This window comes from Shewanella sp. YQ_9 (assembly GCF_043103185.1).
In the GTDB taxonomy this organism is placed as follows: Bacteria; Pseudomonadota; Gammaproteobacteria; order Enterobacterales; family Shewanellaceae; genus Shewanella; species Shewanella algae.
In genome coordinates this window covers 69978-83395 of the sequence record NZ_JBICJO010000026.1, presented here as the reverse complement: position 1 = coordinate 83395, position 13418 = coordinate 69978, and the positions used below count along the sequence as shown (strand labels likewise).

At 52.2% G+C, this 13418-nt stretch carries 12 protein-coding genes; 7 read left to right on the top strand and 5 right to left on the bottom strand.

Annotated features, from left to right (window positions below):
- Positions 1–47 precede the first annotated feature (47 nt).
- Together ACF8D4_RS07565 and ACF8D4_RS07560 are read left to right on the top strand one after the other, a co-directional pair.
- Complete coding sequence (locus ACF8D4_RS07565; RefSeq protein WP_025011922.1) at positions 48–566, top strand: SCP2 domain-containing protein; 519 nt, start codon at positions 48–50, stop codon at positions 564–566.
- A 668-nt stretch (positions 567–1234) separates the two neighbouring features.
- Positions 1235–1432: a hypothetical protein gene (locus ACF8D4_RS07560; RefSeq protein ID WP_025010954.1), complete on the top strand. Its 198-nt coding sequence runs from the start codon at positions 1235–1237 to the stop codon at positions 1430–1432.
- A 322-nt stretch (positions 1433–1754) separates the two neighbouring features.
- Here the strand turns inward: ACF8D4_RS07560 and ACF8D4_RS07555 are convergent, their stop codons facing one another.
- Positions 1755–2246, bottom strand: coding sequence for a glutathione peroxidase (locus tag ACF8D4_RS07555; RefSeq protein ID WP_045283548.1), 492 nt, complete (start codon positions 2244–2246; stop codon positions 1755–1757).
- A 120-nt stretch (positions 2247–2366) separates the two neighbouring features.
- Here ACF8D4_RS07555 and ACF8D4_RS07550 point away from each other — a divergent pair, with 120 nt between their 5' ends.
- Entirely contained in the window at positions 2367–3737 is a 1371-nt protein-coding gene (locus ACF8D4_RS07550; protein WP_028779822.1) for a magnesium transporter, read from the top strand.
- Between the two features lie 110 nt (positions 3738–3847).
- Here ACF8D4_RS07550 and ACF8D4_RS07545 read toward each other — a convergent pair whose 3' ends face one another.
- Complete coding sequence (locus tag ACF8D4_RS07545; protein ID WP_096142620.1) at positions 3848–4831, bottom strand: DUF4382 domain-containing protein; 984 nt, start codon at positions 4829–4831, stop codon at positions 3848–3850.
- A gap of 234 nt (positions 4832–5065) precedes the next feature.
- On the opposite strand from ACF8D4_RS07545, the gene ACF8D4_RS07540 reads away from it, so the two are divergent.
- Positions 5066–5581 (top strand): GNAT family N-acetyltransferase, encoded by a 516-nt coding sequence (locus tag ACF8D4_RS07540; RefSeq protein WP_028779824.1) that lies wholly within the window; start codon positions 5066–5068, stop codon positions 5579–5581.
- A gap of 228 nt (positions 5582–5809) precedes the next feature.
- A complete protein-coding gene (locus tag ACF8D4_RS07535; RefSeq protein ID WP_037474430.1) occupies positions 5810–7477 on the top strand; it encodes a GGDEF domain-containing protein in 1668 nt (555 codons plus the stop codon).
- A 94-nt stretch (positions 7478–7571) separates the two neighbouring features.
- On the opposite strand, the gene ACF8D4_RS07530 is transcribed toward ACF8D4_RS07535, so the two are convergent.
- Positions 7572–10691, bottom strand: a complete 3120-nt coding sequence (locus ACF8D4_RS07530; protein WP_392464852.1) for an NAD(P)-binding protein — start codon at positions 10689–10691, stop codon at positions 7572–7574.
- A 228-nt stretch (positions 10692–10919) separates the two neighbouring features.
- On the opposite strand from ACF8D4_RS07530, the gene ACF8D4_RS07525 reads away from it, so the two are divergent.
- Positions 10920–11642, top strand: coding sequence for a helix-turn-helix transcriptional regulator (locus tag ACF8D4_RS07525; protein WP_144132611.1), 723 nt, complete (start codon positions 10920–10922; stop codon positions 11640–11642).
- Here the strand turns inward: ACF8D4_RS07525 and ACF8D4_RS07520 are convergent.
- On the bottom strand, positions 11636–12043 hold the full coding sequence (locus tag ACF8D4_RS07520) for a hypothetical protein (protein ID WP_392464851.1): 408 nt from the start codon (positions 12041–12043) through the stop codon (positions 11636–11638). The genes ACF8D4_RS07525 and ACF8D4_RS07520 overlap by 7 nt on opposite strands.
- A gap of 305 nt (positions 12044–12348) precedes the next feature.
- On the opposite strand from ACF8D4_RS07520, the gene ACF8D4_RS07515 reads away from it, so the two are divergent.
- On the top strand, positions 12349–12795 hold the full coding sequence (locus ACF8D4_RS07515) for a GNAT family N-acetyltransferase (protein ID WP_144132613.1): 447 nt from the start codon (positions 12349–12351) through the stop codon (positions 12793–12795).
- A 150-nt stretch (positions 12796–12945) separates the two neighbouring features.
- On the opposite strand, the gene ACF8D4_RS07510 is transcribed toward ACF8D4_RS07515, so the two are convergent.
- Entirely contained in the window at positions 12946–13410 is a 465-nt protein-coding gene (locus ACF8D4_RS07510) for a GNAT family N-acetyltransferase (RefSeq protein ID WP_025010961.1), read from the bottom strand.
- Positions 13411–13418: the final 8 nt, after the last annotated feature.

Below are 13418 nucleotides of genomic sequence, written 5' to 3'. Positions count from 1 at the left end.
TGGTTAGACTGCCGGAGTTTTGGCATTTTAATCAGGAGTAACTCAAGATGCGCACGGCTTTAGCCGCCAAGGCGGCGCGCGATATTCTCACTCTGGCTCCCAAGTTGGTTGGAAAACCACTGACCTTGGTTCCCTTCGCCATCAAGGCGAACGTACTGCAGCAGCTATTGGCGGTATTGCTCAGCGAACAGGTTAAGGATGGTGAATTGGACTTTCTTGAAGGGCAATGGGTGGGCGTTCGGGTCGAGGATATGGAGTTGGCATTTGAAGTCAGTTTCGAACAAGGTTTCAAGGTGCGGCCTTTTACGGCTCCGGAAGTCACCTTCAGCGCCAATAGCGCCGAACTCTTGCTGGTCGCCGCTGCCAAAGAGGATCCTGACACCCTGTTTTTCCAGCGCCGACTCAGTATTGAAGGTGATACCGAATTGGGCCTCGAGGTTAAAAACTTGCTGCTCGGCATAGATGTTCAAAGTATGCCAAAGGGGTTGAAGCTGATGTTGGATAAGCTGGCCAATATGCTGACCACGCTCCTGCAAAGTTCACAAACCGCACCTCAATGGGCCTGACAAACAGTAAAATCCTGGCATAAAAAAAGCGACCCATTTGGGTCGCTGTCAGAGTTCAATCTAAACTCTGGATGGTGCGCTAGAAACAATCTTGAAGGGAGGATAATGATGAAACACTCGGTTCACTAATTCTGACTGCCGATTTTTCCGCGAGTTCCCGCACCAAGCAAAATAATTCAGTTTTATTTGCTTCACGCCTATCTGTAGAACCCCAAAAAGTCTGTCACATTATGGTTTTACAGTGAGTTTGACTCAGTCTTTTCATTTTCTTGAATGACAATATTGGCATTAACCATTTATCTATCCGAATGAGTCGAGCTGTAGGATAAAAAAATGGCAACCCAAGGGGCTGCCATACAAATTCGTACAAAACTGGGTCGTACAAAACTAAGTCGTGCAAAGAATGAAAACCCGCTGCGCTAGCGTTGGGCTCCCATCCAAGGGAGGTGATGATGAAACACTTGAAAAAGGTTCAGTTATTCAGAGTCGGCTTTGACGAAAAAGTTTCCCTGGAAGAGAAATTTTTTTGCTGACCTTGGTTTGCAATGAAAAACCGGGGATAAAAAAATGGCAACCCAAGGGGCTGCCATACAAATTCGTACAAAACTAAGTCATGCAAAGAATGAAAACCCGCTGCGCTAGCGTCGGGCTCCCATCCAAGGGAGGTGATGATGAAACACTTGAAAAAGGTTCAGTTATTCAGAGTCGGCTTTGACGAAAAAGTTTCCCTGGTGGATAAATTTTTTATCTGCGACATGCCAAGCATGATTAAAGGGAAGTCCCCAAACAGCATGAAAATAGAGAATAAAAATGGCAGTCCAAAGGACTGCCTAAAAAATGCAGGGGACAAAGATCTTGTGCGCTAGCTCCAGTATCTCAGTCCAAAGGGAGATGATGATGAAACCGTTAAAATCGCTTCACTTATTCAGAGCCATTCGGAGAGAAAAAGTTCAGCCATAAAGAGATTTTTCTTGGGGAGCCGGCAGGCATAAAAAAAGGCAGCCATTAAGGACTGCCTTATGATCTATCGAAGATCAATGGGGCCGCGCTAGAAGCCCCTTAGGGAGAATGATGAACATGAAAAAGTAAATTCACTGCTCACTATGTTGGAGTCTTTAGTGATGTTTTGGTTCCCCCTGAATGGCGAAAAATAATCATGTTTTTTTAATTGGTTTATTTTTCAATTAATTATTTATCTTGTAACAGCTGGAGAATCTGTTCACGCAGAGCCTCGGGTTTGGTTGTGGGAGCATAGCGCTTGATGACTTTGCCATGGCGATCGACCAGAAACTTGGTGAAATTCCATTTAATCCCTTTCGAACCCAACACGCCAGGGGCCTGCTGCTTGAGCAGTTTAAACAAGGGATGAGCATTGGGACCATTGACTTCCAGCTTGGCAAACAGCGGGAAGCTGACACCAAAATTCAATTCGCAGAAGGACTGGATCTCCTGCTCATTGCCCTTTTCCTGAGCACCAAACTGGTTACAGGGAAAGCCGAGTACAACCAGGCCTTGGTCTTTGAATTCCTGATACAGGCTTTCCAATCCGGCATACTGAGGAGTAAAGCCACAGGCACTGGCGGTATTGACCAGCAACATGACCCGGCCTTGAAATTCACTGAGATCCGTTTGTTGTCCTTGGATATTCTCCAGTGGGATAGCGTATATTGAGTTAGACATAGTGGCTCCTTGGTTGAGACTTTACTATATATCACAAGTTTTATTGTCAGCAATTTATTTGTGTGCAATTTAAATATTGGCCCAAGCGCATACCAACAAGAAGAAAGAGAGGAGAGTTGAGTGACACAAACAGCAGCCGAGCCGGAGCTTCAACCTCAAGCAGAAGTGGGGCAGGTGGTACAGCAGTTAACGCTATTGGAGGGCGAGGCTCAGGCCGAGGTCTTTGGTGAGATCCTTGAAGAGGCCGAACCTGGCACTATAGCCTTATTGCTGGAGTCCTTGCCGCTGGATGAACGCTATGAGCGCTGGAATCAGATAGCCTTTGCCGAGCGCTCGGCTGTGCTCAGCTTGATGCGCGCCGAACCCAGGATGAGCCTTCTTAGGCAGATGTCTGTGGAAGAGGTGGATCTGTTGCTGGCGCAGCTGTCAGCTGAAGAGATGATCGAGTGGAGCGATTATCTGCCCGACAGCTTTATCGACCGCGCTTTGGCGCAAATGGGTGAGCGGCAACGCAAGCGCTACGAGCTTTATGATCAATACTCGGAAAATGAAATAGGCCGTTACACAGAACATCAGGCCTTGGTGCTCAGTAACAAAAGCCGGGTGGAACAGGCGCAGCGTTTTTTCCGCCGCATTGACTTGGATTGCTGCGAAAATCTCTATCTGGTGGATGAGGATAATCATTACCAGGGGACAGTCAGTCGCTATGAGATTTTTCGCCAGGATCCACAAACCCAGCTTATTTCGCTTATTGAACCGGACAGCCGGGTATTGTCGGCCGATTCATCCTTGATAGAGGCGGCCGAAGCGATAGAGCATAGCTCAGACATTGAACTGCCGGTGGTCGATGAAGAAGGCACCTTAATCGGCCGCTTGACGCTGCGAACGGCAACCGCCTTGGTGCGAGAACACTATGAAGCGCGTTTGATGGCTTCGGCCGGTATGGATGAATCCGATGACCTGTTTGCGCCTATCGTCAAGGGCGCGCGTCGCCGTGCCATTTGGCTCGGGATCAATCTGCTGACGGCATTTTTGGCCTCTGCCACCATAGGTTTGTTCGAGGATGTATTGGCAAAAGTAGTGGCGCTGGCGGTATTGATGCCGATAGTGGCTTCTATGGGTGGTATTGCCGGATCGCAATCATTGACCCTGATGATCCGCGGCATGGCGATGGGACAGATTTCCATAGGCAACCTGTTTTCCTTGATGAAGAACGAACTCGGGATAGGGGCACTCAACGGCATTCTCTGGGCCATACTCATAGGTTTGGTGGCCGGGCTCTGGTTTGACGATAACCTGATTGGTATGACGATAGCCGTGGCAATTTTGGTCAATATGCTGGTTGCGGCCTTGGCCGGGGTGGCAGTACCCATGATATTACAGAAATTCAATCAGGATGCTGCGCTTTCAGGCTCAGTGATCCTGACCACGGTCACGGATGTTGTCGGCTTCTTCACCTTCCTTGGATTGGCAACCTTACTGTATCTATAGTCGTTAGCTTTTTTATGGCGCAGCATTGACCACTTCTGCAAAGTGGGCTCAATAGAAGACAGTCAAAAGAAAAGGGAGCACAGGCTCCCTTTCACAAAAGGTTTTGAAAGCTACTGGGCAACAATTGCGTTGAAATCTTGCACAGTGTCGGTTTGGTTGCTCAGGGTGACCTGATGCAACTGAGGGGCAGGGTTGGGAATGATAAGACCATCATATTGCTCTGGATCGTCATTTTCCGCGCTGCAGCTGAAGGCTACTGTATAATCCCCGGCGGGAATAAAGCCAAAGGCGTATTTGCCGAAGTTACCCACTTCATACTCTACTTCGACCGAGTTGTAAGGCACTACGGCACCTTCTGGTACGGCATTCTGATTGACATCCGGATCCAGGTTGTCGGTCAGCAGTGTTGGGTCCAGATCGTGGCCGGGATAGAGGTAGACAAAGTTACCGCTATCGGCAGCACATTCACCGGCGTTGAACAGGTTGATATCCACTTGGCCGGACAATGAAGCCACAGTCGCGTTGTCGACTATAGTCACGCCATGAGGCTTGAGGTTGTAACGCTGGCCATTTTGGTTCTCCACCAGACTACGGCGCAGGTCAAACTCTATGGTAAAACGCTGAACGCCGGCGCTGCCAACCTCAAAGCTGCCCAAACGCAGTTTATTACTGGGTTGTTTGAGTGGCACTTGACCGGTTTCGTCGATCACATAGCTGAGATCTGAACCGACCGATTCATCCAATACATGCAGGATGAGTTCTGAATAAGTGCCTACTTCCAACTCGGCATCGCTGAGGATGAGGGCGCTGTCGCTGCCTTGATATTCCAGCAGATCCAGTTGGCGGTAGTCCTCGCCATTGGCGCCGGAGACCTCGAGGATGATGTTATCCTGTCCTGCTCTTACCAGCTCAATTTTGTCAAATGCCACTACCACTTTTTCGGCGCTGTCGACCGGGGCATCAGACACGGCAAAGCTGACTTTGGCGGTATCAGGCGTAGGTGTCGGCGGGGTGTCATTGTCACTACCACCACAGGCCGCCAGTAATAGGCCTGAGCCGCAAAGCAGTGCAATAGTCGAGATACGATTTTTCATCTTGGTTCCTCTTGTTGTTCCCGGAGCGTGACAGCTACCCGATTACCGGGGGTTACTCAGAGAATTATGTTTGTTGTCTGCCACAAACTCCCTCAATGGGGCTAAGATACTAACCAATTGCGGCTTTTACCTGTAGCCATACGTTAATCTGGTTAAGCCGAGGTTAAGTTTTATGGGGGATGTCCCCTTCAATAGCTCACATATCCGCCAAGTATAGTCACCAAAGGAGTATCTATGCCTAATCCTGCCCAGGAAATCACGGTTTCCCTGGCCCAAAGCCCTGACTTGATTGCTGCCGCTTGCGCTTTGGTGGACAGCCGCGATGATAATGCTCACCCCTTGGATCATCAGGCCTTTATGGCCTCCCGTGCCGTGATAGTGGCGCAAAACGGGGCCGGGGAGCTGGTGGGCTGCGCTGTGATTAAGGCCGGACGAGGAGATATCGCCGAGCTTGGGTATTTAATGGTGCATCCTGAGTACAGAAGACGGGGGATTGCGGCGGCCTTGACGCGAAAGCGGATCCAAATCGCCCGGGAAATGGGGATTCGGCTATTGTTTGCTACAGTTAGAGAAGAGAATCGTGCCAGTCGTGACAACTTGCTCAAGTCCGGGATGCAGTTTTGGGGTAATTATCTGAGTATCAGGGGCACAGGCAATACCGTGGGTTGGTACTTTTTAGTGTTGGCCGCTCAAGTGGATGTCGCTACAGAAATGCTCAAGTTGGTAGGGGATAGGGTCAGAATCGACTGAATTTACACTTTTTTGTCATCAGCTCGTGGCAAACTTGCGTTTCCTGACAGAATTTTGTCACGAATGCCGTGAGCCAGATTGCAAAATGCCATTAGCCGAAATAGAGTTAAATCACCAACAATAAAAATAGATTCAGTGCCTTGGGCGTTTTTGTGCTCAGGGATAAGGATACGGCCATGGTCTTGGACGGAAATCGATTTGCCGACAGACAAACGTTCGCCCTTCAATATGGATAAACACCCAGGTTACCTTTTCAGGCTACTGCTTGCGTTTGTTCTGTTCCAATTCAGTGTTGGTGCCTGGGCCGCTCAGGTGCTCGACAACAGCTACATTCTTAAGGCTGAGCCACAACAGCTGGCTCCGACCTCATTCGAGGGGGTACCTGCCTGGATCCGAGCGCAACAGGAAACCAGCCTGAGTTTGAGTGGTGGCAGTTACTGGATGGTGAACCCTTTGCGGGTGGCCAGTCGTGAACAGACTTGGGTCATAGACGTACGCAACTCCATCATAGAATCCATCGACCTTCTGCTGCTTGGGCAGGATGGCAGCATGCAACAAGCCCACTCTGGCTATGATGCCGACTATCAGTATCTGTTTGATTACGGCAGGCGGTTCACCATCAAGCCGGGGATAGATTATTGGTTGGTGGTCAAGGTCGAGAGCCGTTACTACTCATCGGCACCCGAGATCCGTCTGGCACCGGAAAGGGAACACAGGCTCAGTGCCGACAGGCATGCCACCGCCGTGGTGCTATGCCTCGGGGGCTTGATTTTTATCGCCTGCTATAACCTGTTCATCTTCTTTACCACCCGTGACAAGGCGTTTTTTTGGTACGGTCTTTATGTGCTGGCCTACTTCTGCGGCTGGGCCTTGACCTTCCACTTGCCTGTGCACCTGTTTCAGTTTCGGCAACTCGAGTTGCACCACCTGTTCTTTATCAGCCTGCCAATATTGAACATCTTGTTCTATAACAATTTTTTGCAGCTTTCTCTCTATTCGCCCAAGCTTTGGCGTCTCAGCCGCATCTTACTGTGGGCCTGTGTGCTGGCTCTGCCTACCAGTATCTGGCTTTTGTCCTACACGGCGATTATTGCTTCCGTGCTTATCATGCTCTGGATTGGACTGGCGATAGTTTGCGGTAATGTCTGTCTGATGAAAGGCTTCTCGCCGGCACGCTATTTCATCATGGCTTTCAGCTGTTTGCTATTGCCGGCAATCATCATATTGCCCGGTAACATGGGTATCACCCCGGACTTCTTTGAGTATGCCGAGCTGGCGACTCTGCTGGGCGGCACTGCCGATGCTCTGCTGCTGTCCTTGGCGTTGGCAAGCAAGCTCAAACTCTTGTCGGAAGAGCGCCAGGAGTATATCCGCAAGTTGGGCATCGCTTGGGAGCGAGCCCGCAGTGATAGCCTCACAGGTCTTGCCAACCGCTTGGCCTATGATGAGAGTCTGGCGGATACTTGCCTGAGTAGTGGCATGCCCAAGCCGGGGTACATGTTGGTATTGCTGGATATTGAGGGGCTGAAACGGGTCAATGACACCCTGGGGCATGGGGAAGGGGACAGATTGCTGCTGGCGATAGCCGAAGAGCTAAAGAGCTGGTCTGTGGCCAAGTTAAAGCCTTTTCGTATCGGTGGCGATGACTTTGCTTTGCTGTTGCCGGAAGCCGAGGCGCAGCAACTGCAGAACTTACTGCCGAGGCTGGAGCAGCGTATTGCCAGTGAAGGTTTTGCTGAGCTCTGTGTCAATCATGGCTCTGCCACCAGTACAGATAAAGAAAAGATCCAGGATTGGGTCCGCGCCGCCGACAAAGACTTGTATCAGTGCAAGAGTCTGCGTCGCCGTGAGCTGCACGCCAGACAACTTGCAGCAGCCGAAGGCCTGCCCCGCTAAACTCACGGGGCTAATTTCGGGACTAATTCCTGGGCTAAGTCAGGAGCTCAGTCCAAAGCTGAGTCGAACAGGCTAAATCTCGCCTGGATGCCTATCAGAAGTCTTCCTCACCCTTGATATGGCGCGGATAGCCACTGATGGCCTTGGAGGTGTGCATACCCGCCATGGTTGCGGCTTCGACGCAGCCCACATTCAGCCCTGTTTTTATCCAATCGCCGGTGACATAGAGGTTATCCAGCCCAGTACCGTCTGTGGTGATGCGAAAACGCGAGCTATCTTTCACCGACAACACATACCGCTCGGACGGGTCGACATTGGCACGCCAGTATTGGCTGTCAAAGCGCTGTTGTCCTTGACGTTCCTCCGGGTCGTGCAGCCAATCCCAGACAAAGCCATTTTTGGCTTCCGGCCAGAGATTGCCTATTTGATGCTCGAGTTGCCCCAGCGCCCCGGACTTGGCCACGGCATTCATTTGCTGGTTAAAGTCACTCTGCTCTCTGGGTGGATATTCGGCAACCGGCAGCGCCGAGCAGAAGTAACTGGCATTTTTGACGCTGCCTATCGGCCAGCTTTCTTTGTCAATCAATTGATCCATACTGGCCCAGGTGTCATAGGGCTCGCTGAAGGCCGACAGCACAGGCTCTTCGCCGGAAGCCGGAAAAGGCTGCCAGCCAAGGCCGTTGAGATCTGTGTTGAGCCACAGCTGATAGGCCTGGGTCGCCACGGTTTGCACCTTGGCCACAGCTTGAGATAGCGCCGGACTTTGGGTCATCACCTCTTTAGCCACATGAGGAACGGCTCCTATGGATAGACCGAAGATCACCTTGTCAAAATCAATCCCCTTACGCAGCTGTTTCACCGGCAGAGTGTGACCGGTTTCTTGCTGGTACAGCTGCGGCCAATCACTCCAGAAGTGTTCCAGGTTGACCCGGTTTTCGGCAATTAATCTGGCTTGAGTTTCATCCAGTTGTGATAGCAGAGGCTCGCTTGGCCAGCAGCCGAGTCCTTTGACATCCACCAGCGGCTGATACTCGCTGAGTCCGGGTTTGAGGTTGGCCTGCTCCACTATCTCTATGCTGCTGACGGATTGCCCTTGACAATGCAGCTGTTGTACCTGATGGAAGAAGTGAAAATTCACTCCGCGGCGTTTCAACACTTCATAGTAGGGGGTGAATACTGTGTCGCCCATGCCGGCCTGCATTTTCCACATCACGCCCCCTTGGTAGCAGAGGGCAATTCGCAACATGGAGCGGATTATGGTGCCGGCTTCCACATTGGGGCGGGAGAAATCGCCCTGCTCATAGGCAAACACCAGATCGTAGAAGCCCCTGACCGGTGCGGAATCGACAGTGTAGCGCTTGCTGGCGCCATGGCGACGCAGCCATTCGCGGTAGTCATAGCCGTTGATAACATCGAATCCGCCCTTGAATACCCCATCGACAAACATCCCCTTGAGTATGGTCAGACCGAGGTCGGCACCTATGTAGAGGCGCCTGAGCTCGTCATTGCCACTCAAGTGATCGCCAAAGCGGCGGTTGAGACGCCGATGCAGTATATCGACGGCATTCTCGATTAGGCCATCGTCCTCGACAGCCTGGTGGTGGTGTTCGTCACACTCCTGGCCTATCAACTGGTTGAAGCGGCACTCCAGCTTATCCCCCAGGGTTTCCAGGCTATCTTTGGCATCATCCAGCGCCTCTTCGATGCGATCGTTCAGACGTTCAAACCAGTCGCGGGAGAACCAGTCTCTGGGGCTATCCTTGGCCACGGCCTCATCGACTTCATCCATCTGTTTTAACCATTGGCGGATCCAGTAGAAGGCCGCCTTGACCAACTTCCACAGCGTCAGGGTTTCTGTACTGTCGCCGGGGATACCCGGCATGGGCGGGAACTCTATGGGCCAGCTCAGGCTGCGACCTTCTATCTGCTCCTGCAGCACAATGAAGTTATGGGGCTTGAAGGCTTCGACAAAGCTGGCCAGCGGCGCGTCATCCGCTCGCCCCAGTTCTTCATAGGCTTTGCGCATCAGAGCGGCGGCATTTTGGTAGAAACCAAACCAAATATGCAGCCCATGCTCTTCGATACGATCCCCCATGGCGGCATTGCGCCCGGAGGCTCCCTTGCCACCAATGCGCCAGCCCTGTTGATAGATATCTATCTGGTACCGGTTTTGCCAGCCAGGTTGTTCGGTCAGGCACATGGCCGCGGTAATGGCGGCAACGCCTCCACCGAGAATGGCAATTTTCTCTTTTTTGACCACAGAGTTGTCCACCAACACTTCGCCCGGCGGTACCTCAAAGTCAAAGTTAACATGGTAGGGCAGCAACACCTGCTGCTCGCCGAGTTGTACCCCCAGGGTGTCGGCCAGCGGGAAGCTGTCGTTGGCAAAGACGGTGGCCACCAGGGAGTTATCCAGCAGCGACAGATGATGCACCTTGTTGACTCTGGCCGGCGCCTGCAGCAGTGCCTGATATACCGCCTTGGTGCCGGAAGCGTCGGGGAACTGCTTCAGGAAAACTTGCTCCACCGCCGGTTTGAACAGCAGTTCGAATACCTGCTCGGCTCCAAGAGCATCCAGATCGGGAATAAAGTCGGTTTGGGCCTGAATAAAGTCCCAGGTTTGGCCTATGGCTTCCAGTGGAGAGAGGGCATTCTCCTGCTGCGGCCTGCACTTAACCTGGAGCAGTGGTGCCATTGCCAGTTCGGCATCCGGGGAAAATTTTTGAAAACTCTTGGCCGACAACGATAGTTCTGTCAGCGGCTCATCTACGCCAGGCATCCGGTATTCGCAGGCGTATTTGGGATAACCAAACAACTCGCGGCCATTGATCAATGCCATGGCATCATTGACCCAGATATGCAGCGGCTGAAACAGAATTTCGCTGATTTCGCCGGAATCCGGACCGGCCTGTTTGCCCACCATCACCCAGGTGATGATATCGGTTTCCTGGATCCAACCCTTGTTGCGATCCACCTCGACACTGGAATAAGCCTTGGCGATTTGAGTGAAAGTTGTCAGTACATAAGGGGACAACACCTTGAAATACATCTTGTTGTTGGCGACCCGGTTCAGGGTTTGATCGACACTCTGTTGCAAATTGGCAAGCTTGCCCTTGAGGAAAAAGCCGTACATATCGGCCTGGGTTAACACCAGAGGAGAGTGCATAAGCACTGAGCCGGGAGGGTAGATAAAGTCGGGGCGTTGTTCGTTCATGGCGACCATCCTTGTGTACTGACGTTTGCCAGATTTATCTGGCTGAATTAACTGAATAAACCTAGCGTATATTCAGGCATCTTACAATTGCAGTCCTGTTGCCTGTGGTTTGCTCTTTGTGGGAACCTTGAACCAAGCTCGCTTGAGCGAAAGGGGACGTCGCCGCTATGCTTGCGTTCCGGGCATGAGCCGGAAGATTGTGTCAAGGCAAGGAGATAAGGGAAAGCGATGCGGCATTTATTGAGACACTACAGTGAAAGCGACGCCACAGGGTGCCATAGCCACGATATCGGTCAGCTTATCTATCTGCATCATGGCGCGGTTTTGCTGGAGAGTGGCCAAGCCGAGTCCTTACTGCTCAGCGGTCAACTCCTGTACCTGCCGCCCGGGTGCGAGCATGCTCATAGATTGCTGAAACATACACGCTGCAGTTTATTCTATTTGCGGCCCGAGGTATTGCCGCAGCATTGGCAGTCTCAGGGATTGCATCAAGGACCTGCGCCCATGAGCGTCAGTCCACTGTGGTCGGCGCTGCTGCAAAGACTGGAAACTGTCACTGAAGACAAGGAGGCCGCCTATCTTGAAGTGCTGCAGGATAATCTGTGTCAGCTTCAGCCTCAAGGCCGGCTCGAGCCGCTTTACCAGAGTCTGGACCCCAGGCTATTGCCAGTTATCGAAACCATGCAGCGTTCACCCAATCTTAAGCTGCGTCTAGAGGGTTTTTCCAAGCACTGCGGCGCTTCCGAGCGGACGCTGAATCGCTTGTTCCGTGTGTGCCTGGGGGTGAGCTTTAAGGACTGGCGCCGTCGTAGCCTTATGCTCGAAGCCCAGCGCCGACTGCGGCAAGGGCAGCCGATGACACAGGTGGCTTTGGAGCTTGGCTATCAGAATCTCAGTGCGTTTTCGGCGGCTTATCACAATTTCTTCCGGCGCCAGTCATATCCTCAGTAGCTCTGCGCCAGTCGCTTGGCGCTATCATCGCCGATTAACACACAACTCATCTCGTCGGTGCGGATAATACGTTCGGCCTCGAATTGAAATAGGGCCAATACTCTGATGCTGAATCGGCTGCCATCGGCTTTCTCTCCCGCCACTCTATGACAGGAAAACACCTTTTGCTGCTGACAAATGAGCTGCTCAAAGCCGATCTCGCTAATTTTTACCTGGCTTCTGAGCCAGTGAATGTGAGCACAAAAGGCCCGGTAATCCAGCTCCTTACCATCTACCCACTGACGATATTCCGGATGAAAGTCCTGCGTTAATGCCAGTTGCCAATCGGCGCTGGTCAGCACTCGGCCCAATATCTGTTGCACTCTGCCGGCTAACAATTTCTCTTTGGGATCCAGCTTCATTTTCGGCTCCTTGTTGGTCTATCCCGGGGGATGTCCCGGTTAAGCTTTTCTGTTAAGCAACACCATGGTGCCGCATCAGGCTGGGTGCTGCTTTGGTATTGGCGCCAACTTGTGTGGTTTTCACGCCATAATGTGCTGGCGATGTCCAAGGAATATGGTGCTTGGTGAAGATGACAATGCCAGTGCCTTAATCGTTTCAAGGCAACCTGACTCTCGGCAACTGGAGCTCGGCAACTGGACAGTCACCTTAAGTTGGCGCTAATTTGAACACTATGAAGAGAGTCTTTTTAGCTGCAAGCGCGAGCATGAGCATAAACATACGCACCGCCAGGTTAAGCGATATCCCCGCCATGATGTCACTGAGGTTGAATGTGAGCGAAAATCGCCTGCAGGATCCCGGGCGGATCACTCATGCCTGTTATCTCGGTTACCTGAGCGGCCGGCGGCGAAGCTGGGTTGCCGAGACTGACACACAACTGCTTGGCTTTAGCTGCGCCGACCGTGATGATGCCAGAATTTGGGCGCTTTTTATCGCTCAAGAGGCGGAAGGAAAGGGCATAGGTAAGGCCCTGTTACAGCAAGCTGTTGACTGGCTCCACGCCGGTGGCTGTAGCAAGCTGCAACTCAGTACCGAGCCGGGTACCCGCGCCGAAGGCTTCTATCGCCATCTCGGCTGGCAATCCTTGGGGCTTACCGAAGATGGCGAGCTGCATCTGCAGCTTATCCCCCAGAGTCATCAGTCTTGCGGCTAACTACTGTGGACTTTCGTCTGTGCTAAAGGCAGCTCAGCTATTCACAAAGCAGGTGATGGATTGCCGCTTCGACGGAAACCCAGGCCAAGTAGGTTAGCGATTTAAGGCCTAGAGTTGCATAGCCGCTATGCAAATGCATCCATGCATGACCTACAGCGCTGCCAGCTTTAAGCTCATAAAGCAGCTATTTGGATCTTGTTGATAGTCGGCGAAGGGGGCACAGAAGCTAAAGCCTTCACTCGCGTACAAGGCTCGGGCCGGGGCGAAATAGGCCATAGTGCCAGTTTCCAGGTAAAGCCTTTGGACACCCAGGCCTGCGGCATGATGCAGCAGGTGTCTGAGCATGGCTCTGGCGTACCCGCGGTGGCGGAAACTTGCAGCTGTGCGCATGGATTTAAGCTCGGCCTCGGCGTTGCCAAGAAGTTTGATGGCACCACAGGCGGCGGGTATTTCTGTTACCCAAAGGGTGAAGAAGTGGATATCCGTTTGTTTCAGGCCGCTGAGGTCGAGGGCATGCACGCTCTCGGGCGGCGATGTGGCCTGCATCTCTTGCAGGTGCTCTGCAAGCAGTTGCAAAACCGCCGGATGGCTTAAATCACCGGCTCTGATCTGCATTGAATCTT

Bases quoted from the DNA above. Each gene is read 5' to 3' on its own strand.
- ACF8D4_RS07535 (WP_037474430.1), top strand. From the start codon at position 5,810: ATGGATAAACACCCAGGTTACCTTTTCAGGCTACTGCTTGCGTTTGTT.
- ACF8D4_RS07565 (WP_025011922.1), top strand. From the start codon at position 48: ATGCGCACGGCTTTAGCCGCCAAGGCGGCGCGCGATATTCTCACTCTG.
- ACF8D4_RS07515 (WP_144132613.1), top strand. From the start codon at position 12,349: ATGAGCATAAACATACGCACCGCCAGGTTAAGCGATATCCCCGCCATG.
- ACF8D4_RS07560 (WP_025010954.1), top strand. From the start codon at position 1,235: ATGATGAAACACTTGAAAAAGGTTCAGTTATTCAGAGTCGGCTTTGAC.
- ACF8D4_RS07545 (WP_096142620.1), bottom strand. From the start codon at position 4,831: ATGAAAAATCGTATCTCGACTATTGCACTGCTTTGCGGCTCAGGCCTA.
- ACF8D4_RS07540 (WP_028779824.1), top strand. From the start codon at position 5,066: ATGCCTAATCCTGCCCAGGAAATCACGGTTTCCCTGGCCCAAAGCCCT.
- ACF8D4_RS07530 (WP_392464852.1), bottom strand. From the start codon at position 10,691: ATGAACGAACAACGCCCCGACTTTATCTACCCTCCCGGCTCAGTGCTT.
- ACF8D4_RS07525 (WP_144132611.1), top strand. From the start codon at position 10,920: ATGCGGCATTTATTGAGACACTACAGTGAAAGCGACGCCACAGGGTGC.
- ACF8D4_RS07510 (WP_025010961.1), bottom strand. From the start codon at position 13,410: ATGCAGATCAGAGCCGGTGATTTAAGCCATCCGGCGGTTTTGCAACTG.
- ACF8D4_RS07520 (WP_392464851.1), bottom strand. From the start codon at position 12,043: ATGAAGCTGGATCCCAAAGAGAAATTGTTAGCCGGCAGAGTGCAACAG.
- ACF8D4_RS07555 (WP_045283548.1), bottom strand. From the start codon at position 2,246: ATGTCTAACTCAATATACGCTATCCCACTGGAGAATATCCAAGGACAA.